The sequence below is a fragment of the Streptomyces gilvus genome, from assembly GCF_022513565.1.
Taxonomy (GTDB): domain Bacteria; phylum Actinomycetota; class Actinomycetes; order Streptomycetales; family Streptomycetaceae; genus Streptomyces; species Streptomyces gilvus.
This window is the reverse complement of record NZ_JAKWBE010000005.1, coordinates 20606-39674: the sequence shown is the minus strand read 5'-3', so window position 1 is coordinate 39674 and position 19069 is coordinate 20606. Positions and strand designations below refer to the sequence as shown.

The 19069-nt window shown below is 71.7% G+C and carries 16 protein-coding genes and 1 pseudogene; 6 read left to right on the top strand and 11 right to left on the bottom strand.

Annotated features, from left to right (window positions below):
• Positions 1-103 precede the first annotated feature (103 nt).
• Both MKW14_RS10330 and MKW14_RS10325 read left to right on the top strand, forming a co-directional pair.
• A complete protein-coding gene (locus MKW14_RS10330) occupies positions 104-1696 on the top strand; it encodes an AMP-binding protein (protein ID WP_240861382.1) in 1593 nt (530 codons plus the stop codon).
• Positions 1697-1711: 15 nt separating this feature from the next.
• Positions 1712-2533: a PaaX family transcriptional regulator gene (locus MKW14_RS10325; RefSeq protein ID WP_240861379.1), complete on the top strand. Its 822-nt coding sequence runs from the start codon at positions 1712-1714 to the stop codon at positions 2531-2533.
• A 31-nt stretch (positions 2534-2564) separates the two neighbouring features.
• On the opposite strand, the gene MKW14_RS10320 is transcribed toward MKW14_RS10325, so the two are convergent.
• Entirely contained in the window at positions 2565-4832 is a 2268-nt protein-coding gene (locus tag MKW14_RS10320; protein WP_240861377.1) for a bifunctional salicylyl-CoA 5-hydroxylase/oxidoreductase, read from the bottom strand.
• Between the two features lie 7 nt (positions 4833-4839).
• Positions 4840-5667 carry an enoyl-CoA hydratase family protein gene (locus tag MKW14_RS10315; RefSeq protein WP_240861376.1) on the bottom strand — a complete coding sequence of 276 codons (828 nt, stop codon included), beginning with the start codon at positions 5665-5667 and terminating at the stop codon, positions 4840-4842.
• A gap of 266 nt (positions 5668-5933) precedes the next feature.
• Here MKW14_RS10315 and MKW14_RS10310 point away from each other — a divergent pair, with 266 nt between their 5' ends.
• On the top strand, positions 5934-6389 hold the full coding sequence (locus MKW14_RS10310) for an ATP-binding protein (RefSeq protein ID WP_240861373.1): 456 nt from the start codon (positions 5934-5936) through the stop codon (positions 6387-6389).
• Between the two features lie 6 nt (positions 6390-6395).
• Here MKW14_RS10310 and argF read toward each other — a convergent pair whose 3' ends face one another.
• Positions 6396-7403, bottom strand: coding sequence for an ornithine carbamoyltransferase (gene argF, locus MKW14_RS10305; RefSeq protein ID WP_240861371.1), 1008 nt, complete (start codon positions 7401-7403; stop codon positions 6396-6398).
• Positions 7404-7483: 80 nt separating this feature from the next.
• Entirely contained in the window at positions 7484-8707 is a 1224-nt protein-coding gene (locus tag MKW14_RS10300) for an arginine deiminase (RefSeq protein ID WP_240861369.1), read from the bottom strand.
• Between the two features lie 130 nt (positions 8708-8837).
• Between MKW14_RS10300 and MKW14_RS10295 the strand changes: the two are divergent.
• Positions 8838-9043 (top strand): annotated as a pseudogene (locus tag MKW14_RS10295) (SPFH domain-containing protein); the annotation flags it as partial.
• A 59-nt stretch (positions 9044-9102) separates the two neighbouring features.
• Here MKW14_RS10295 and MKW14_RS10290 read toward each other — a convergent pair.
• The 6 genes from MKW14_RS10290 to MKW14_RS10265 form a co-directional block, all read right to left on the bottom strand.
• On the bottom strand, positions 9103-11649 hold the full coding sequence (locus tag MKW14_RS10290) for a polynucleotide kinase-phosphatase (protein WP_240861366.1): 2547 nt from the start codon (positions 11647-11649) through the stop codon (positions 9103-9105).
• Complete coding sequence (locus tag MKW14_RS10285) at positions 11646-13109, bottom strand: 3' terminal RNA ribose 2'-O-methyltransferase Hen1 (RefSeq protein ID WP_240861363.1); 1464 nt, start codon at positions 13107-13109, stop codon at positions 11646-11648. The genes MKW14_RS10290 and MKW14_RS10285 overlap by 4 nt, the downstream gene beginning before the upstream one ends.
• 188 nt (positions 13110-13297) lie before the next feature.
• A complete protein-coding gene (locus MKW14_RS10280; RefSeq protein ID WP_240861361.1) occupies positions 13298-13768 on the bottom strand; it encodes a DUF6099 family protein in 471 nt (156 codons plus the stop codon).
• A 177-nt stretch (positions 13769-13945) separates the two neighbouring features.
• The gene (locus MKW14_RS10275; RefSeq protein ID WP_240861359.1) at positions 13946-14272 is read right to left on the bottom strand and encodes a nucleotide pyrophosphohydrolase; all 327 of its coding nucleotides are present in this window, start codon (positions 14270-14272) and stop codon (positions 13946-13948) included.
• Entirely contained in the window at positions 14269-15435 is a 1167-nt protein-coding gene (locus tag MKW14_RS10270) for an AAA family ATPase (RefSeq protein ID WP_240861357.1), read from the bottom strand. The genes MKW14_RS10275 and MKW14_RS10270 overlap by 4 nt, the downstream gene beginning before the upstream one ends.
• A 117-nt stretch (positions 15436-15552) precedes the next feature.
• Positions 15553-15942 (bottom strand): cell division protein SepF, encoded by a 390-nt coding sequence (locus tag MKW14_RS10265; RefSeq protein WP_240861353.1) that lies wholly within the window; start codon positions 15940-15942, stop codon positions 15553-15555.
• A gap of 203 nt (positions 15943-16145) precedes the next feature.
• Between MKW14_RS10265 and MKW14_RS10260 the strand changes: the two genes are divergently transcribed.
• Positions 16146-17900 carry a hypothetical protein gene (locus MKW14_RS10260; protein ID WP_240861352.1) on the top strand — a complete coding sequence of 585 codons (1755 nt, stop codon included), beginning with the start codon at positions 16146-16148 and terminating at the stop codon, positions 17898-17900.
• A gap of 6 nt (positions 17901-17906) precedes the next feature.
• Here the strand turns inward: MKW14_RS10260 and MKW14_RS10255 are convergent, their stop codons facing one another.
• On the bottom strand, positions 17907-18422 hold the full coding sequence (locus tag MKW14_RS10255; protein WP_240861350.1) for a YceI family protein: 516 nt from the start codon (positions 18420-18422) through the stop codon (positions 17907-17909).
• A 131-nt stretch (positions 18423-18553) separates the two neighbouring features.
• Here MKW14_RS10255 and MKW14_RS10250 point away from each other — a divergent pair, with 131 nt between their 5' ends.
• Positions 18554-19057, top strand: coding sequence for a MarR family winged helix-turn-helix transcriptional regulator (locus MKW14_RS10250; RefSeq protein WP_240861347.1), 504 nt, complete (start codon positions 18554-18556; stop codon positions 19055-19057).
• The last annotated feature ends 12 nt before the right edge of the window (positions 19058-19069 follow it).

Genomic DNA, 19069 nt, shown 5'->3' with positions numbered 1-19069 from the left:
ATCGCGCTCTGTTGACTGCCGTCACCAACGCGATACGCTCGTTGCCGCGAGCCCACCACGACGCCCACCTACGGCGGCCCACAAGGCAAGGGGGCGAACCGCCATGATCGTCTCGGCCCACGTCGACACCTTCGCGCGCGACCACCTCCCGCCCCCCGACCAGTGGCCCGACCTCCGCTTCGAGCTGCCCGGGCTGCGGTACCCCGATCGGCTGAACTGCGCCGCCGAGCTCCTCGCCGGCCCACCCGACGAGCGCCCGGTGTTCCACACACCGGACGGCCCCACCTGGACGTACGGCGAGCTGCGCGCCCGCGTCGACCGGCTGGCGCACGTCCTCACCGACGAGCTGGGGGTCATAGCCGGCCAGCGCGTGCTGCTGCGCGGGCCCACCACGCCGTGGCTCGCGGCGTGCTGGCTGGCGGTGCTGAAGGCGGGGGCGGTGGCGGTGACCGTGCTGGCGCAGCAGCGGCCGCACGAGCTGGCAGTGATATGTGACATGGCACTGGTCCGGCATGCCCTCTGCGACATCCGCTCCGTCGACGACCTCGCCAAGGCCGAGATACCCGGCCTGCGCATCACCACCTACGGCGGCGACGCCCCCGACGACCTGCTGCGCCGCCCGGCGCCCGACACGCCCTACCCGGCCGTGGACACCGCGGCCGACGACATCGCGCTGATCGCGTTCACCTCGGGCACCACGGGTCGCCCGAAAGGGTGCATGCACTTCCACCGGGACGTGCTCGCCATAGCGGACACCTTCTCGAAGCACGTGCTCAAACCACAGGCGGACGACGTCTTCACGGGCAGTCCGCCGCTCGGCTTCACCTTCGGCCTCGGCGGACTGGTGGTCTTCCCGATGCGGGCCGGCGCGAGCGCGCTGCTGCTCGAACAGGCGCACCCCAGGCAGCTGCTGCCCGCCGTCGCCGAGCACCGCGTCTCCGTCCTGTTCACCGCCCCGACCGCCTACCGGGCGATGCTGGACGACCTCGACGCCCACGACGTCACCTCGCTGCGCCGCTGCGTCTCCGCCGGCGAGAACCTCCCCGCCGCCACCTGGCGGGCCTGGTACGAGCGGACCGGCCTGCGGATCATCAACGGCATCGGCGCGACCGAGCTGCTGCACATCTTCATCTCCGCGGCCGACGACGACATCCGGCCCGGGACGACCGGGGTGCCCGTGCCGGGCTGGGAGGCGCGCGTGCAGGACGCGGACGGGCGGCCCGTGCCCGACGGGGAGCCGGGGCTGCTGGCCGTGCGCGGTCCGGTCGGCTGCCGCTACCTCGCCGATCCGCGCCAGCACGACTACGTGCGTGACGGCTGGAACGTCACCGGCGACACCTATGTCCGGGAGCCGGACGGCTACTTCCGTTATGTCGCCCGGGCCGACGACATGATCATCTCGGCCGGGTACAACATCGCGGGACCGGAGGTCGAGGACGCGTTGCTGCGTCACCCGGACGTGATGGAGGCGGCGGTGGTGGGGCGGCCCGACGAGGCCCGCGGACAGGTGGTCGTGGCCCATGTGGTCCTCAGGGAGGGCGCCGTACGGGACGCGGAGGCCCTGCGCGCCTTCGTCAAGGCGGAGCTCGCGCCGTACAAGTGCCCGCGCGAGATCGTCTTCCTGGACGCGCTGCCGCGCACGGCGACCGGGAAGCTCCAGCGGTTCCGGCTGCGCACCGATGGTGACCAGCAGTGATCACGAAGACCTAAGATGATCAACGTGTCCGACCAGCATGCACCACGGTCTCTCATCGTCACGCTCTACGGCGCCTACGGCCGCTTCGTGCCGGGCCCGGTGCCCGTCGCGGAGCTGATCCGGCTGCTGGCCGCGGTCGGCGTGGACGCCCCCTCGGTCCGTTCCTCGGTGTCCCGTCTCAAACGCCGTGGACTGCTGCTTCCGGCCCGCACGGCCGAGGGCGCCGCCGGGTACGAACTCTCGCCGGACGCCCGCCAGTTGCTCGAGGACGGCGACCGGCGCATCTACGCCACCGCGCCGCCCGAGGACGAGGGCTGGGTGCTCGCGGTGTTCTCGGTGCCGGAGTCGGAGCGACAGAAGCGGCATGTGCTGCGCTCACGGCTGGCCGGGCTCGGCTTCGGCACGGCGGCGCCGGGTGTGTGGATCGCCCCGGCCCGGCTGCACGAGGAGACCCGGCACACGCTGCGCCGGCTGCACCTGGACCCGTACGTCGACCTCTTCCGCGGCGAGCACCTGGGCTTCGCCGCGACCGTGGAGGCCGTCGCCCGCTGGTGGGACCTGGCCGCGATCGCCAAGGAGCACGAGGCGTTCCTCGACCGGCACGCACCCGTGCTGCACAGCTGGCGCGAGCGCGGGGACACCCCGCCCGAGGAGGCCTACCGCGACTATCTCCTCGCCCTCGACTCCTGGCGCCACCTCCCCTACACCGACCCCGGACTGCCCGCCCGTCTCCTCCCCGAGGACTGGCCGGGCGTCCGCTCGGCCGCGGTCTTCCGGGAGCTGCACGAGCGGCTCAGGGACGCGGGGGCGGTGTTCGCGGGCGGACAGCGGCCCTGAACGAACCGCCCGTGCGTCGGCGTGATGGACGTCAACTCCCCAGAGTGAGACGGGGTTTGGGGGCGTCCGTGCGTCCGGTCTGCGGGCGGCGGCTGCCTGCTCGGTACGGGGCCGGCCAGACGACGCCCGGGCCGTCGTAGCCCTGCTCGGCGGCCGCGTGCAGGGTCCAGTGCGGGTCGTAGAGGTGCGGGCGGGCGAGGGCGCACAGGTCCGCACGCCCGGCCAGGATCAGGGAGTTGACGTCGTCCCAGGAGGAGATCGCGCCGACCGCGATCACGGGGACACCCGTGGTGCGCCGGATCCGGTCCGCGTACGGCGTCTGGTACGACCGCCCGAACTCCGGCCGCTCCTCGGCGACGACCTGGCCGGTCGACACGTCGATGGCGTCGGCGCCGTGCGCGGCGAAGGCGCGGGCGATCTCGACGGCGTCCTCGGCGGTCGTCCCGCCGTCGGCCCAGTCGGTGGCGGAGACGCGGACCGTCATGGGCTTCTCCTGCGGCCACACGCCCCGGATCGCGTCGAAGACCTCCAGCGGGAAGCGCAGTCGTTTCTCCAGCGAGCCGCCGTAGCCGTCGGTGCGGCGGTTGGTGAGCGGGGAGAGGAAGCCGGACAGCAAGTAGCCGTGGGCGCAGTGCAGTTCGAGGAGGTCGAAGCCGGCCCGCGCGGCACGCCAGGCGGCGGAGGTGAACTGCTCGCGGATGTCGGTGAGTTGGGCGCGGCTCAGCTCGCGCGGGGTCTGGCTGTCCGGCTTGTACGGCAGCGGGGAGGGGGCCACGAGGGGCCAGTTGCCCTCGGGCAGCGGTTCGTCCATGCCCTCCCACATCAGCCTGGTCGAGCCCTTGCGGCCGGAGTGGCCGAGCTGCACGCCGATCGCGGTGCCGGGGGACTGGGTATGCACGAAGTCGGTGATCCGCCGCCAGGAGTCGGCCTGCTTGCCGGTGTAGAGGCCGGTGCAGCCGGGGGTGATCCTGCCCTCCGCGCTGACGCAGACCATCTCGGTCATCACGAGCCCGGCGCCGCCGAGGGCGCGGGCGCCGAGGTGGACGAGGTGGAAGTCGCCGGGGACGCCGTCGACCGCGGAGTACATGTCCATGGGCGAGACGACGACCCGGTTGCGCAGGGTCAGTCCGCGCAGCCGGAACGGGGTGAACATCGGCGGGGTGCCGGGCGGGCAGCCGAACTCGTCCTCCACGGAACCGGTGAACCGGGCGTCGCGCATCCTGAGGTTGTCGTGGGTGACGCGGCGGCTGCGGGTGAGGAGGTTGAAGGCGAACTGGCGGGGCGGCTGGTCGAGGTAGAGGCCGAGGTTCTCGAACCACTCCAGGCTGGCGCGGGCGGCGCGCTGGGTGGAGGCGACGACGGGTTTGCGCTCCTCCTCGTAGGCGGTCAGCGCCTTGTCGAGGGACGGCTGTTCCTCCAGGCAGGCGGCGAGGGCGAGGGCGTCCTCGACGGCGAGTTTGGTGCCGGAGCCGATGGAGAAGTGGGCGGTGTGGGCGGCGTCGCCGAGCAGGACGACGTTGCCGTGGGACCAGCGCTCGTTGGTGACCGTGCGGAAGGTCGTCCAGGCCGACTTGTTGGAGCGCAGGGGGCGACCGCGGAGCGCCTCCGCGAAGATCTTGGCGCAGCGGTCGACGGACTGGGCCGTGTCGAGTTCCTCGAAGCCCGCCGCGCGCCAGACGTCCTCGTGCATCTCGACGATCACGGTGGAGGAGTCGCCGGAGTAGGGGTAGCCGTGCAGCTGCATCACGCCGTGTTCGGTCTCGGCGATCTCGAAGCGGAAGGCGTCGAAGGGGAAGTCGGTGGCCAGCCAGATGTAGCGGCAGCGGTGGCCGGCCACCCGGGGGCGGAACACATGGGCGTAGGCCTCGCGGGTGGTGCTGTTGACCCCGTCGGCGGCGACGACGAGGTCGTGGGTGCCGGACAGCCGGTCGGGGTAGGGGGCCTCGGAGCGGAAGCGGAGGTCCACACCGAGGTTCCGGCAGCGGGTGTGCAGGATCTCCAGGAGGCGTTTGCGGCCGAGGGCGGCGAAGCCGTGGCCCGAGGAGGTGTGCCGTTCGCCCCGGCGCACGATGTCGATGTCGTCCCAGCGGACGAACTCCCCCTGCATCGCCTCGTACACGGCCCGGTCGGCGTGTTCGATGCCGCCGAGGGTCTCGTCGGAGAGGACGACTCCGAAGCCGAAGGTGTCGTCGGGGGCGTTGCGCTCCCAGACGGTCACCTCGCGGGCGGGATCGAGCCGCTTCAGCAGGGCGGCGGCGTAGAGTCCGCCGGGTCCGCCCCCGATGATCGCGACACGCATCGCGACCTCACCTCCCCTGCCACTTCGGCGGCCTCTTCTCCGTGAAGGCCGCGTGGAACTCCGCGTAGTCCTCGCCGTTCATCAGGAGGGCCTGGGTGGACGCGTCCAGTTCGACCGCGGCCGCGAGCGGCATGTCCAGCTCCGCGGTCAGCAGCGCCTTCGTCTGGGCGTGCGCCAGGGCAGGGCCGTCGGCCAGGCGGCGGGCCAGGGACTGTGCCGCGTCGTCCGCCGCGCCCTCCTCCACCAGTTCGCTGATCAGGCCGATGCGCTCGGCCTCCGGGGCCCGTACCGGGTCGCCCAGCATCAGCAGCCGGGTCGCGTGGCCGAGTCCGACGACCCTGGGCAGCAGATAGGCCGCCCCCATGTCACCGCCGGAAAGCCCGACCCGGGTGAAGAGGAACGCGAACCGGGTGGTGGGGTCGGCCACCCGGAAGTCCGCCGCCAGGGCCAGGACCGCGCCGGCGCCCGCCGCCACTCCGTGCAGCGCCGCGATCACGGGGAAGGGACATTCCCGTACGGCCCGCACGACCTGGCCCGTCATGCGGTTGAAGTCCAGCAGCTGGGCCGTGTCCATGGCGAGCGTGGCGCCGATGATGTCGTCGACGTCGCCGCCGGAGCAGAAGCCGCGGCCCTGACCGGCCAGGACCAGGGCGCGGACGGAGCGCTCACGGGACAGCTCGGCGAGCAGGTCGCGCAGGTCGGCGTAGGCGCCGAAGGTGAGCGCGTTGAGTTTCTCGGGGCGGGCCAGGGTGACGGTCGCGACCCCGTCGGTGAGCTCGACGCGCAGGTGCCGCCAGTCGGCGGTGCGGGCGGCGGAGCCGGTGAAGGGACTCATGCGGTGCGGCCTCCTTGGACGGTGGCGCGGACACATCTCGAAGTTATCACCCATTCGTGACTGTCGTCACGGATGCAATACATCTCTGTCACCACTCGTCACCGCTCGTCAATAGAGCGGTAACAGCGGGAGCACCCGCGCGCGGCAAGCCGTTTCCAGGGGTAAGCCGCCCGTCAGCGGGGTCGACGGTCCCGCACGGTGCCCGACGGACGTCCCTGACGGCGGCGCCGTACCATTCATAAAGTTGAAAGCAGGACAGCCTGCTCATGAACGGACCCGCCTTGTACGAACCCCCCTCGGCCTCCGCCGCCTCCTGGCGCGTCGCGCTGCCGCACTCCGCCGCGGCCGTGCCCGTGGCCCGCGCCCTGGTGCGCACGGCGCTGGCCGAGCTGGAGCACGGGGCCGACAGCGACACCGCGGAGCTGCTGACGGCGGAGCTGGTCGCGAACGCGGTGGAGCACACCGCCGGGGACTCCCCCATAGAGCTCGTGGTGGAGCTGCTGCCGGGCGGCTGCCAGGTCGAGGTGCACGACCCGGACCCGGCGCCGCCGGGCGATCTGACCAGGCCGAACGGGGGCGAGCCCGATCCCTGGCAGGAACACGGGCGCGGGCTGCTGCTCATCCGCGCGCTCAGCTCGTCCTGCGGGCACCGCGCGACGGACTCCGGGAAGGCCGTGTGGTTCCGGCTGCCGTCGGTGCCCCCGCAGCGGCGCCCGGTCTGACCGTCCTCAGGCCAGCGTGGCCACCAGGATCGCCTTGATGGTGTGCAGACGGTTCTCCGCCTCGTCGAAGACGACCGAGTGGGCGGACTCGAACACCTCGTCGGTGACCTCCAGCGAGTCGAGGCCGTGGGTCTCGTGTATCTCCCGGCCGACCTTGGTGCCCAGGTCGTGGAAGGCCGGGAGGCAGTGCAGGAACCGGACGTCCGGGTTGCCGGTGGCACGCAGGACGTCCATCGTCACCGCGTAGGGGCCGAGGGCGGTGATCCGCTCGTCCCAGACCTCCTTGGGCTCGCCCATGGAGACCCAGACGTCGGTGGCGACGAAGTCGGCGCCCAGCACGCCCTCGGTCACGGATTCGGTGAGCGTGATCCTCGCCCCGCTGGTCCCGGCCAGCTCGTGCGCGCGGTCGACGATCTCCTGGGCCGGCCAGTACGCCTTGGGGGCGACGATCCGCACGTCCATGCCGAGCAGGGCGCCGGTGACCAGGTAGGAGTTGCCCATGTTGAAGCGGGCGTCGCCGAGGTAGGCGAAGGAGATCCGCTCGACCGGCTTGGCGGAGTGCTCGGTCATGGTCAGCACGTCGGCCAGCATCTGGGTGGGGTGCCAGTCGTCGGTGAGACCGTTGAAGACGGGGACGCCGGCGTGAGCGGCGAGCTCCTCGACCTTCTGCTGGCTGTCGCCGCGGTACTCGATCCCGTCGTACATCCTGCCGAGCACGCGCGCGGTGTCCCTGACCGACTCCTTGTGCCCGATCTGCGAGCCGGATGGGTCGAGGTAGGTGGTCGAGGCGCCCTGGTCGGCGGCGGCGACCTCGAACGCGCAGCGGGTGCGCGTCGAGGTCTTCTCGAAGATCAGCGCGATGTTCCTGCCGCTCAGATACCGCTGCTCGGTCCCGGCCTTCTTCGCGGCCTTCAGCTCGGCGGCCAGCTCGATCAGGCCGAGGAACTCCTCCCTCGTGAAGTCGAGCTCCTTGAGGAAGTGGCGCCCGGCGAGGGCGGTCGGGACGGTCGCCATGGGGCGCTCCAGAGATACGGGAACAACGGACTCTGGAAGTCTATACGAGCTTCAGCATTTCTATGCACATACGTGTGCGTCTACACGGCCGCCCGTTCGACCGGACAGCTCATGCAGCGCGGCCCGCCCCGGCCCCGGCCGAGTTCGCTGCCCGGGATCTCGATGACCTCGATGCCCTGCTTGCGCAGATGGGTGTTGGTGGTGGCGTTGCGCTCGTAGGCGACGACGACACCGGGCTCGACGGCGAGGACGTTGCAGCCGTCGTCCCACTGCTCGCGCTCGGCGGCGTGCACGTCCTGGGTGGCGGTCAGCACGCGGATCTCGCTGAGGCCCAGGGCGGCGGCGATCGCGCGGTGCATGTGCTCCGGCGGATGGTCGGTGACCTTGAGCTCCTTGTCGCCGACGCCCGGTTCGATGGTGTACGAGCGGAGCATGCCGAGGCCCGCGTACTGGGTGAAGGTGTCGCCGTCGACCATCGTCATCACGGTGTCGAGGTGCATGAAGGCACGCCGCTTCGGCATGTCGAGGGCCACGATCGTCTGCGCGGAGCCGGCCGCGAACAGCTTGTGCGCGAGCATCTCCACGGCCTGCGGGGTGGTCCGCTCGCTCATACCGATCAGGACGGCGCCGTTGCCGATCACCAGGACGTCCCCGCCCTCGATGGTGGACGGGTAGTCGGCCTGCCCCTCGGACCAGACGCGGAACGTTTCGTCACAGAAGAGGGGGTGGTGGCGGTAGATCGCCTCGAAGTGGATCGTCTCCCGCTGCCGGGCCGGCCAGCGCATGGCGTTGACGGCGACGCCGTCGTAGATCCAGGCGGAGGTGTCGCGGGTGAAGAGGTGGTTGGGCAGCGGCGCCAGCAGGAACTCGTCGAGGTCCATGACGTGGAAGCGGACCGAGGTCGGCTCCGGGTGCGCGTCCAGGAACTCGCGCTTGGTCATGCCGCCGACCAGGGCCTCGGCGAGTTCCGGCGCGGGGAGGGTCTCGAAGGCGGCCCTGAGGTGGTCGGTGGCGAGGACGCCGTACTCCTTCTCGTCGAAGACCCGGTCCAGGACGAGGGTGCGGGCCGCCGGGACCTGAAGGGCCTCGGTGAGCAGGTCGCCGAAGAGATGGACGGTGACCCCGCGGTCGCGCAGCACGTCGGCGAAGCCGTCGTGTTCGGCGCGCGCCCGGCGCACCCACAGCACGTCGTCGAACAGGAGGGCGTCCTTGTTGCTGGGGGTGAGCCTTTTGAGCTCCAGATCCGGCCGGTGCAGGATGACGCGGCGCAGCCGCCCGGCCTCGGAGTCGACATGGAATCCCATGCCTCCATCCTGACCATCGGGCGGCGTCTTGACCCGTGGCTCGGCGGTTTCTTCGGCTACTTGTTCTCGTCCCCTTGACGATAACCAGCTCCCGGCATTGTCGTCCAAGAGACGAAAAGAAGGGGGTCCGATGGCCGACATCACCCGGCACCTGGCCGGCGCCATCTCCGGGGCGCGCCGACGGCGCACATCCGGCACCACAGGGGCGGCAGGCTGCTGCACGACGGACCGGGGCTCAGCTTCCGGTACCGCGCGCTGACCGCGGCCCTGTCCGAAGTGCCGGTCGACGACCGGGAGTCGGCGATGACCTTCCACGCCCCTACGTCCGGCTTCCAGTCGGCTGGGACCGGCCGGCCCCGGCACCCCTGTTCGCGGGGTGCCGGGGCCGGGCGTACTCACAGGCGCGGGTCCACCGGCTCAGACTCCAGGGCCAGCACCCCGAACACCGCCTCGTGCACCCGCCACAGCGGCTCGCCCTCCGCGAGGCGGTCCAGGGCCTCCAGGCCCAGGGCGTACTCACGGATCGCCAGCGACCGCTTGTGGTTGAGGAAGCGGGTGCGCAGACGGGCGAGGTTGTCGGGACGCGTGTACTCCGGGCCGTAGATGATCCGCAGGTACTCGCGGCCCCGGCACTTGATGCCGGGCTGCACCAGCCGGCCCTCGCCGCCGCGCACCAGCGCGCCCAGCGGCTTGACGACCATGCCCTCGCCGCCGCGGCCCGTCATCTCCAGCCACCAGTCGACACCGGCCCCTACCGACTCGGGGTCACCGGTGTCGACGTAGAGCCGCCGGGTGGTCTGCAGCAGACCGGTGCCGTCGTGCTCCACCAGCCGGTCCAGCAGGGCCAGTTGCCCGTCGTGCGGGAGCGCGGCGAGGCTGCGGCCCTGGACGGCGAGGATCTGGAAGGGAGCCAGGCGTACGCCGTCCAGGCCGTCGGTGGTCCAGCAGTAGCGCCGGTACGCCTCCGTGAACGCGGCCGCGTTCGAGGCGCGTTCCCGCTGGCGGTCCAGCAGGCCGGCCACGTCCACGCCCCGCGCCGCCGCGCCCTCCAGGGCGGCCAGCGCCCCCGGGAACACCGCGCCGGACGCGGCGCCGACGGCGGCGTACTGCGAGCGCAGCAGACCGGACGCCTTCAGCGACCACGGCATGAGCTCGGCGTCCAACAGAAGCCAGTCCGTGTCGAGTTCGTCCCAGAGGCCGGCCTCGGTGACGGCCGCGCGGACACGGCCCAGGATCTCCTCCGTCACCGACGGGTCGTCGAAGAAGGGCCGTCCGGTACGGGTGTACAGCGAACCCGTCGGACCGTCGACGCCGAACCGCTTGCGCGCCGCCTCCGCGTCCCGGCACACCAGCGCCACCGCGCGCGAGCCCATGTGCTTCTCCTCGCACACGACCCGCTCGACGCCGTCCGCCGCATACTGCGCGAACGCCTCGGCCGGGTGCTCCAGATAGCCGTCCACGTGACTGGTGGCCGTCGGTGCCATGGTCGGCGGCAGGTACGGCAGCAGACGCGGGTCCACCGCGAACCGGCTCATGACCTCCAGGGCCGCGGCCGCGTTCTCCTCACGGACCGAGACCCGCCCCGAGTGCCGGGTCTCCACGATCCGGCGGCCGTGCACGTCGCCGAGGTCGAGCGGCCGGCCGTCGTGCCCGCCGGGTGCCTCGGACCGCAGCGGTCGCGCCGGCTCGTACCAGACCCGCTCGGCCGGTACGTCGACCAGCTCGCGCTCCGGCCAGCGCAGCGCGGTGAGCTTGCCGCCGAAGACCGCGCCGGTGTCCAGGCAGATGGTGTTGTTGAGCCAGGTGGCCTCCGGAACCGGCGTGTGACCGTAGACGACGGCCGCGCGGCCCCGGTAGTCCTCCGCCCACGGGTAGCGCACCGGCAGCCCGAACTCGTCGGTCTCGCCGGTGGTGTCGCCGTACAGCGCGTGCGAGCGGACCCGGCCGGAGGTGCGGCCGTGGTACTTCTCCGGCAGACCCGCGTGGCAGACGACCAGCCGGCCGCCGTCGAGGACGTAGTGACTGACCAGGGAGTCGATGAACTCCCTTACCTCGGCGACGAACTCCTCGCTCCGGCCCGCCATCTGCTCGACGGTCTCGGCGAGGCCGTGCGTGTGCTGGACCTTGCGGCCCTTGAGATAACGGCCGTACTTGTTCTCGTGGTTGCCCGGCACGCACAGGGCGTTGCCCGACTTCACCATCGCCATCACCCGGCGCAGCACGCCCGGGCTGTCCGGGCCGCGGTCGACGAGGTCGCCGACGAAGACGGCCGTACGGCCCTCCGGGTGGACGCCGTCGGTGTAGCCCAACTTGCCCAGCAGCGAATCCAGTTCGGAGGAGCAGCCGTGGATGTCGCCGATGATGTCGAAGGGGCCGGTGAGGTGGGTCAGGTCGTTGAAGCGCTTCTCGGTGACGACGGTGGCGTTCTCGACGTCCTCCACACCGCGCAGCACGTGCACCTTGCGGAAGCCCTCGCGCTCCAGGTGCCGTACGGAGCGGCGCAGTTCGCGGATGTGGCGCTGGATGACCCGGCGCGGCATGTCGGCCCGGTCGGTGCGGGCCGCGTTGCGCTCGGCGCAGACCTCCTCGGGGACGTCCAGGACGATGGCGATGGGCAGCACGTCGTACTGCCTGGCCAGGTCGATCAGCTGGCGCCGGGCGTCCTGCTGCACGCTGGTCGCGTCGACGACCGTACGGCGGCCGGCGGCCAGGCGCTTGCCGGCGATGTAGTGCAGGACGTCGAAGGCGTCCCTGGTCGCGCTCTGGTCGTTCTCGTCGTCGGAGACCAGGCCGCGGCAGAAGTCGGAGGAGATCACCTCGGTCGGCTTGAAGTGCCGGCGGGCGAAGGTCGACTTGCCGGAGCCGGAGGCGCCGACGAGGACGACGAGGGAGAGGTCGGTGACGGGGAGGACCCGTCCCCTGTTGGGTGCCGTCTCGGTCATGCCGCCTTCGCCTCCTTCTCGGTGGTCATCCTGAACACGGCCATCTGGGTGGGCGGCCCGACCTCCGGGTCGTCCGGGCCGACCGGCACGAACTCCACGTCGTAGCCGTGCCGTTCGGCCACCGCGCCCGCCCAGGCGCCAAACTCCTCGCGGGTCCACTCGAAGCGGTGGTCGCCGTGGCGCACATGGCCCGCGGGGAGGGACTCCCAGCGGACGTTGTACTCGACGTTCGGGGTGGTCACGAGGACCGTGCGGGGACGGGCCGCGCCGAACACCGCGTACTCCAGGGCGGGCAGCCGCGGCAGGTCGAGGTGCTCGATGACCTCGCTGAGCACGGCGGCGTCGTACCCCTTGAGCCGCTTGTCGGTGTAGGCGAGCGAGCCCTGGAAGAGCTTGACGCGCGAGGCCTGCCGCTCCCCCATGCGGTCCAGCTTCAGCCGCCGGGAGGCGATGGTCAGGGCGCGCATCGACACGTCGACACCGACGATCTCGGTGAAGCGCGCGTCCTTGAGCAGCGCCTGAACCAACTGGCCCTGTCCGCAGCCGAGATCGAGCACGCGCGCGGCGCCGGACGTGTGCAGCGCCTCGACGATCGCGTCCCTTCGCCGCACCGCCAGCGGCGTCGGCTTCTCCTCCGCCTCGGTCTCCTCCCCGACCGCGTTGTCGATGTCCTCGACCTCGCTGTCGTCGGCCTCCGCGAGCCGCACCAGCTCCAGCCGCTCCATCGCCTGCCGGGTCAGCGACCAGCGGCGGGACAGGTAACGGCTGGTGATCAGCTTCTGCTCCGGGTGCCCGGGCAGCCAGCCCTCGCCGGCCCGCAGCAGCTTGTCGACCTCGTCCGAGGACACCCAGTAGTGCTTGGCGTCGTCGAGGACGGGGAGCAGGACATAGAGGTGACGCAGCGCCTCGGCGAGGGTCAGCGCCTCGGACTCCAGGACGAGCCGCACGTACCGCGAGTCGCCCCACTCGGGGAACTCGCTGTCCAGCACGACCGGTTCGGCCGTGACGGTCCAGCCGAGGGGCTCGAAGAGACGCTGTACGAGGCCGGGACCGCCGCGGGCGGGCAGTGCGGGTATCTCGATGCGCAACGGCCTTGCCTGGTCCGGCAGTTCGGGGCGGGCGTGGCAGGTGCCCTTCATCGCGCTGGAGAAGACTCCGCTGAGCGCCACGGCGAGCAGTGAGGAGGCCGCGTAGGGGCGGTCGTTGACGTACTGCGCGAGTGCCGCGTCGGGAGCTCCGCCGCGCCCCTTGCCCTTGCCCCGCCGGACCAGGGCCACCGCGTCCACCTCCAGCAGCAGGGCCGCCGTGCAGCGCCGCGTGTCGGCCTCGGGGTAGAGGACGTGCGCCGTGCCGTAGGAGGTGGAGAACGCCTGCGATTTGTCGGGGTGCTTGTGCAGCAGGTAGCCGAGGTCGGTCGCGGGGCGTTCGGGGGTGCCGGTGGTGGTGATGGTCAGGAACATGCGGAGACTCTCCGACGGGTGGACGGTTCGGGTGCCGTGCGCACGAGAGCCCCCAGGAAGGGTGATCCTGGGGGCTCGGCAGGACGACGGTCTCACCTTCGCACAGGGGGCCGACCGGCGCCTTCGTTTATTCGTGGATCAGCTGTGACTGCACACCTGCGCGGCACACCTGATCGCCCGGAGCTGATCTAGCCGGCCTCTCTCTCCGGTAAACGCTGCTCCGCGTCCGTCAGTTTGCGGAGCATCTCGCGGACGCGGTCTCTGGACTCGTCCGCGGCGTCGATGGCCTCCATGCACTGCCAGTACGTGCCCTCGTCGTTCACCGCGCAGGCGAGGCCCACCAGGGCGATGCCCACCTCACCGAGCAGACCGCCGAGGTAGCTGAGGGCCTGGCGGGCGTCGCCCAGTTCGGTCAGCTGGGCCGCGCGGAGGTCGCCGGGGGCCAGCCGGGGCTCGTCCAGCACCCCGCAGCCGCGGCCCGCCAGCTCCGTCAACCCCAGTGCCTCGCCGCGCAGTTCGGGTGGTCCGGCGACCGCGAGGCGGCTGCCGATCGCCTGGGCGAGGGCCTGCGCCTGCCATACCTCCGTCAGGATCTCGGGCGCGTCTCCGCCCACCGCCAGCGCCCGCCTGCTCGTCACGATGAGCCGCACAGCGTCCATGCGCTGCCCCCGTCCGTCTCCACGCGCTGCCCACGCGTCTGCCCGAACTCCGTTGTCCACTACCCAGAGTGAAGGCGCCCGGGACGAAAAGCCAGAGGAAGGCGGAAATCTGTGGACAACGAATCGGTTTCGAAGCGGATTTCGACTCCGGAGAGTGAAAACGGAGCGTACGACTCCTTACGGTGCCGGGAACCTCCGCTCGTTGCGGTCGATCTTCGCGTCCAGCGCGGCGAGCGGGTCGACGCCGAGGACCTCGCACAGCTGGAGCAAGTAGGCGAGCACGTCGGCCACTTCGTCCCGCACCCGGTGCGCCGTGTCCGGGTCGTCCATCACACGCGCGGACTCCTCGGGCGTCAACCACTGGAAGATCTCGACCAGTTCGGAGGCCTCGACACTGAGCGCGGTGACGAGGTTCTTCGGGGTGTGGTAGGGCTCCCAGCCCCGCGCCGCCGCGAACTCGGCCAGTCTGCGCTGCAGTCCCGCCACATCAAGAGGTTCGTTCACGGGTCCAGGTGTACCACCGTGACCCCGTCGGTCCCCTCCGCCCAGGACGCGTCGGCGACCGCGGCCACGAAGCGGATGTGACCACGGGCGCCCATGCGCACCGCGAGGTCCGTCAGCGCGCGGCGCTGGCGCGGGTCCAGGGACCGGTCGAAGGCGTCGGCCAGCACGGTGAGCGTCTGCATCGCGGCGGGCACCTCGCCGGCCGGGTCCACCTCCAGCACACCGGGACCGGTCAGCAGGACCAGCGCGTGGGCGAGGTAACGCAGCTCGCCGTCACCGAGGCGGGCGAAGGGCGTCCGGAATCCGTCGCCCCGGTCCAGCAGGCCCCGGACCGTGCCGTCGCCGAGCGGTTCGGCGAGCACGTCGGTCACCGGCCCGGCGCAGCCCGCGCCCGTCGCCGCGACGAGCAGGGCGTGACGGCGGCCGCACTCGGTGCGGGTGCGCCACAGGACGTCGGCGAGGTTGTCGCAGCCGCCGAGGAGCCGGCCGGAGCCCATCGGCACCGGGGACCGCATACGGCCGGGGCGCGGGTCGCAGGCGAAGACGGAGCGGAGGGCGACCACCATCTGTTCGGCGGCGGCGAGCACCCGGCGCTGTCCGTCGGTCTTGCCGGCCACCCGCAGCGGGAGCAGCGTGGTGCCGAGCCGGTCGTCGGGCAGCGGGGCGCGGGTCACCGGCGCCGAACCGGCCGTGTGCCAGGCGGCCTGCACGCAGCGGCGGGCGGGATCGCGCAGCGCGGTCTCCAGCAGCACCAGCCCTGCGGACGTCAACCGTTCGCCCACGATGCGCAGTTCGGGCTCGGCCTGGACGGCGACGTCGAGCCGGACCGGGCCCTCGGGGCCGTCGGCCGTGCAGCCGATGCGGAAGCCCCTGCGGCGCTGGGCGTCGGGCCGGGCGCGGTCGGGCACGCAGGCACTCGCGTCGAGGAAGACCTCGTCGACCGCGGCACCGCCGCCGAGCCGGGCGAGTGCCTCGTACGCCCGTAACGCGGTCGTCTTCCCGGCCCCGCTGGGCCCGGCGAGCAGGGTGACGGGGCCGAGCGCGAACCCGGCCCGCCGATGCCCGGCGAACGCGGACAGCCGCAGCTCGGTGACGCAGGGGCGGATCGCGGTGGGGGGTTCGGGAGACGTGGTCGTGGGCGATGGGGGCGATGACACGCTCATGTCCGGACCGTAGGACTCCGCTCCGCAGGCGAACCGTTCCGCCGTGAGGGGCTTCCTACGATCGGGGGACCGTCGTGACGTGAGGTGACCGCGGCGGTCCGACGGGCTCCCACACGCTCAGCCGCCCGACACTCCCGCCCCCTCCATCAGGCCCGTCACCTCGGTGCCCGACGGTGTCAGCAGGAAGACGTTGCGGTCGACCCGGTGCATTCCGCTGGCCAGGCCGAAGACGACTCCGGTGCTGAAGTCGAGGACCCGTTTGGCGACCTCGCTCTCGGCGCTGCTGAGGTCGAGGAGGACGGGGACACCGGCCATCAGGGTCTCGGCGACGTCGCGTGCGTCGGCGAAGACGTTGACGCGCAGGACGACGAAGCGGCGCCGGGTCTCCGTCACCGCGTCGGGCAGCGCCCGGTGCCCGACCGAGGACGGCCAGGCGTCGCGTCCCCGCAACGGCACCACCTGGGCGAGCCCTTCCCACTGCTCATCGGTGACGTCGTGACTGTTCACCGGCTCCCCCCGAACTGACTCGCCTTCACAGATCGCACTGGCCAATTCTTACGGCAAGTCACCCGTTCGGCCGAACAGCGACACGGTCCGCGACCGTCACATGGGTCACATCGAGACGGTCAAACCTGTGCCTTACCCCCCTCACACCGAACTCTTCACGTCCGGCCACGTACCGCTCACTCGGCGCCACTACCGTCCCCGACGTGCACTTGGCAGAAACACGACAGGTGACACCCGGCCGGCGGACGCAGTCGGCGGTGTCCGCCGCACCGGAACCCCCCGCGCAGTGGCACCGGGTCCTGACCCTCCTCGCCGACATCAGCCTCTTCATCGGCACCCGCGGCGTCTGGACGTCGGCGGCGAGCCATCGTCCCTTCGTGGCCGCGGTGATATCGGCGTGCTACGCGTCGATCCTGGTCTGCGGGGTGCTGGCGCTGGTCGTGCGCCGGACGCGTTCGCTCGCCCGGCTGGACCTGGTGGTGCTGGCGACCGCGGTGACGCTCGCCCTGTGCGCCTGGGTCATGGACCACGGCGGCAGCGACGAGGCGGTGCTGACCGCGCAGGCCGCCAGGGAACTGGTCGCCGGGCACCCGGTCTACGGACAGCCCTGGCCCTGGCTCTTCACCCATGGCGTCGCCCTCACCACGACGGTCACCGGCGGCTACGACTTCACCTACGGCTATCCCCCGCTGGGCCCGCTGCTGACCGCGCCCCTGCTGTTCCTGGGCCACGGCGGCGCCCCGGCGACGGCGCTGAGCACGGGCGCGCTGATCCTCGGCACGGTCGCCCTGTGGCGGATGCTGCCCGCGCAGTGGCGGCCGGCGGCGACCATGGTGTGCCTCGGTTTCGGGCTGCTGCCGAACTACGGCCGCCTCGGCTACCCGGCGATCACCGCGCTGGCCCTGCTGATCCCGGTGGTGGTGCGCTGGCCGCGGATCGGACGGGGCGGCCGGCTCGGGACGCCCGGGGTGGCCCGGGCCGTCTGCCTGGGTGCCGCCTGCGCGACCCAGCAGCTGCCGTGGTTCCTCGCGCCGTTCCTGCTGGCCGGGATCTACGCGGTGCGCCGGGGTGAGCTGGGCGGGCGGGCGGCGGCGCTGGTGGTGCTGCGGATCACGGGCATCGCCGCGCTCGTGTGGCTGCTGATCAACACGTACTTCGCCGTGAGCGAGCCCGGCACCTGGATCAAGGGCATCGCGCTGCCGCTGATCCAAGGGGCGACCCTGCACGGGCAGGGGCTAGTGGACGTCTCGCTGTACTTCACGAACGGCAGCGACAGGCTCGACTGGTACGGGTACGCGAGTCTGCTGCTGGCGGCCGGACTGCTCGCGCTGCTGGTGCTGTTCCCGCGCCGGCTGGGGCCCGCGGCGACCGTGCTGCCGTGGTGCGCTTTCTTCCTGGCGACCCGGTCCCAGGACGGCTACTACCTGATGATGACGCCGCTGTGGCTCGCGGCCGCCGTCACCGCGCCGCCGGCCGAGTTCGCCGGCGCGTGGCAGCCGCGTCCGCGTCCGCTCACCGGTCCGAACCGGCGTACGGCGCTGGGTGTGGCGGCGGCGCTGGCCGTCACTCCGGCGCTGGTGTCCGCGATCGTGGCGGTCACCGGGCAGCCGCCGCTGCGGATGGAGGTCACCTCGGTGCGCCGGGCGTCCGCGAAGGTGGTCACCCGGCTGTCGCTGCGGGTCACCAACACCGACGACAGCACTCTCGTGCCGCACTTCATGCTGACCACCGGCCAGGGCATGCGCCAGTTCTGGTCGATCACGAGCGGGCCGGCCACGCTGTCGGCGCACGCCACGGCACGGTACGAACTCCGCCCGCCCGAGGGGAAGTTCACCGTACCGGGGCGCCACACCCGGGTGCGTGTGCGGGTCTTCACGCCCACGCCGCAGACGCTGTCCAGCATGGACGTGCGGCTGGCGGCGAAGAGCGTCTCCCCGCGGACCGGCAGGAAGGGCTGACTGTCGTCAGGCTCCCGCGCGCACGAAGCGGAGCGTGGCGTTGACCGTGGTCAGCCCGCGGATCATGCCCATCTGGTTCCAGCCGAGGCTGAACTCGGCGCGGTCCACGGTGAACTCCGCGTCCAGCGTGAGCGCGTCGGCGTCCTTGCCGACCAGGCGGGCGGTGACGGTCTGCGGGCGGCTGATGCCGCGCACGGTCAGCTGGCCGGTGACCTCGACCGTGTCACCGGAGCGCAGTTCGGCGCTGCGGACGGCGAAGGTGATCTCGGGGTGGTGGTCGACGTCGAAGAAGTCGGCGGAGCGCAGGTGCTCGTCGCGCTTCTTGTTCTTGGTGTCGAGGGAGGCGGCGTCCAGGGTGATGGTGCCGGTGGCGGAGCCGTCGGCCTTCACCTCGCCCTGTCCGCCGACACCGGCGAAGGTGCCCTTCACGGTGACGAGGTTCCACATCGTCTTGTGGCGCAGGGCGACGGTGGAGGCGGCGGCGTCCAGCTGCCACAGTCCGGTTCCGACGGCGACGGTCATGATCTTCTCCAGGGAGCGGGGGACTGACTCACAACGAGGGTGATTCAAAATTGGATGACCACAGGCTAGCCCATCATCCAAATCTGGACAACCATCACGTCCAAAATTGAACGACAGGTAGACTCGGGGACATGGCCGACCCCGAGGAGCACTCCGCCGCCCTGCCCGAATGCCCGTCCACGCAGGGCGGCGGACTGCTGCCCAGGGAGCTGCGCGCCTGGATGGTGATGCTGGCGGCCATGGGGGCGGTGGAGCAGGAACTGCGGTCCGTCGTGAAGGACCGGCTCGACGTCTCCCACGACGAGTTCCTGATCCTGTGCCTGCTCGCCGAGCACCCCCGGACCGGTCTGCGCATGACCCGCGTCGCGGAGCTCCTGGGCCGCCCCAAGACCCGGCTCACCTACCAGATCGCCTGCCTCCAGCACGCCGGACTGGTCACCCGCAACTCGGTCTGCGGCGACAAGCGGGGCATCGAGGTGGCCCTCACCGAGAAGGCGCGCGGTCTGCTGGAGGACGCTTCCGGCGTGCTCGCCTCGACGGTCGCCCGGGCCCTCACCCACGTCATGGGCCCGGACCAGCGGGACGCGATGTGCGGGCTGATGCCGGAACTCGCCGAGGAGCCCAAGACACCGTAAAAGCGCCTTCCG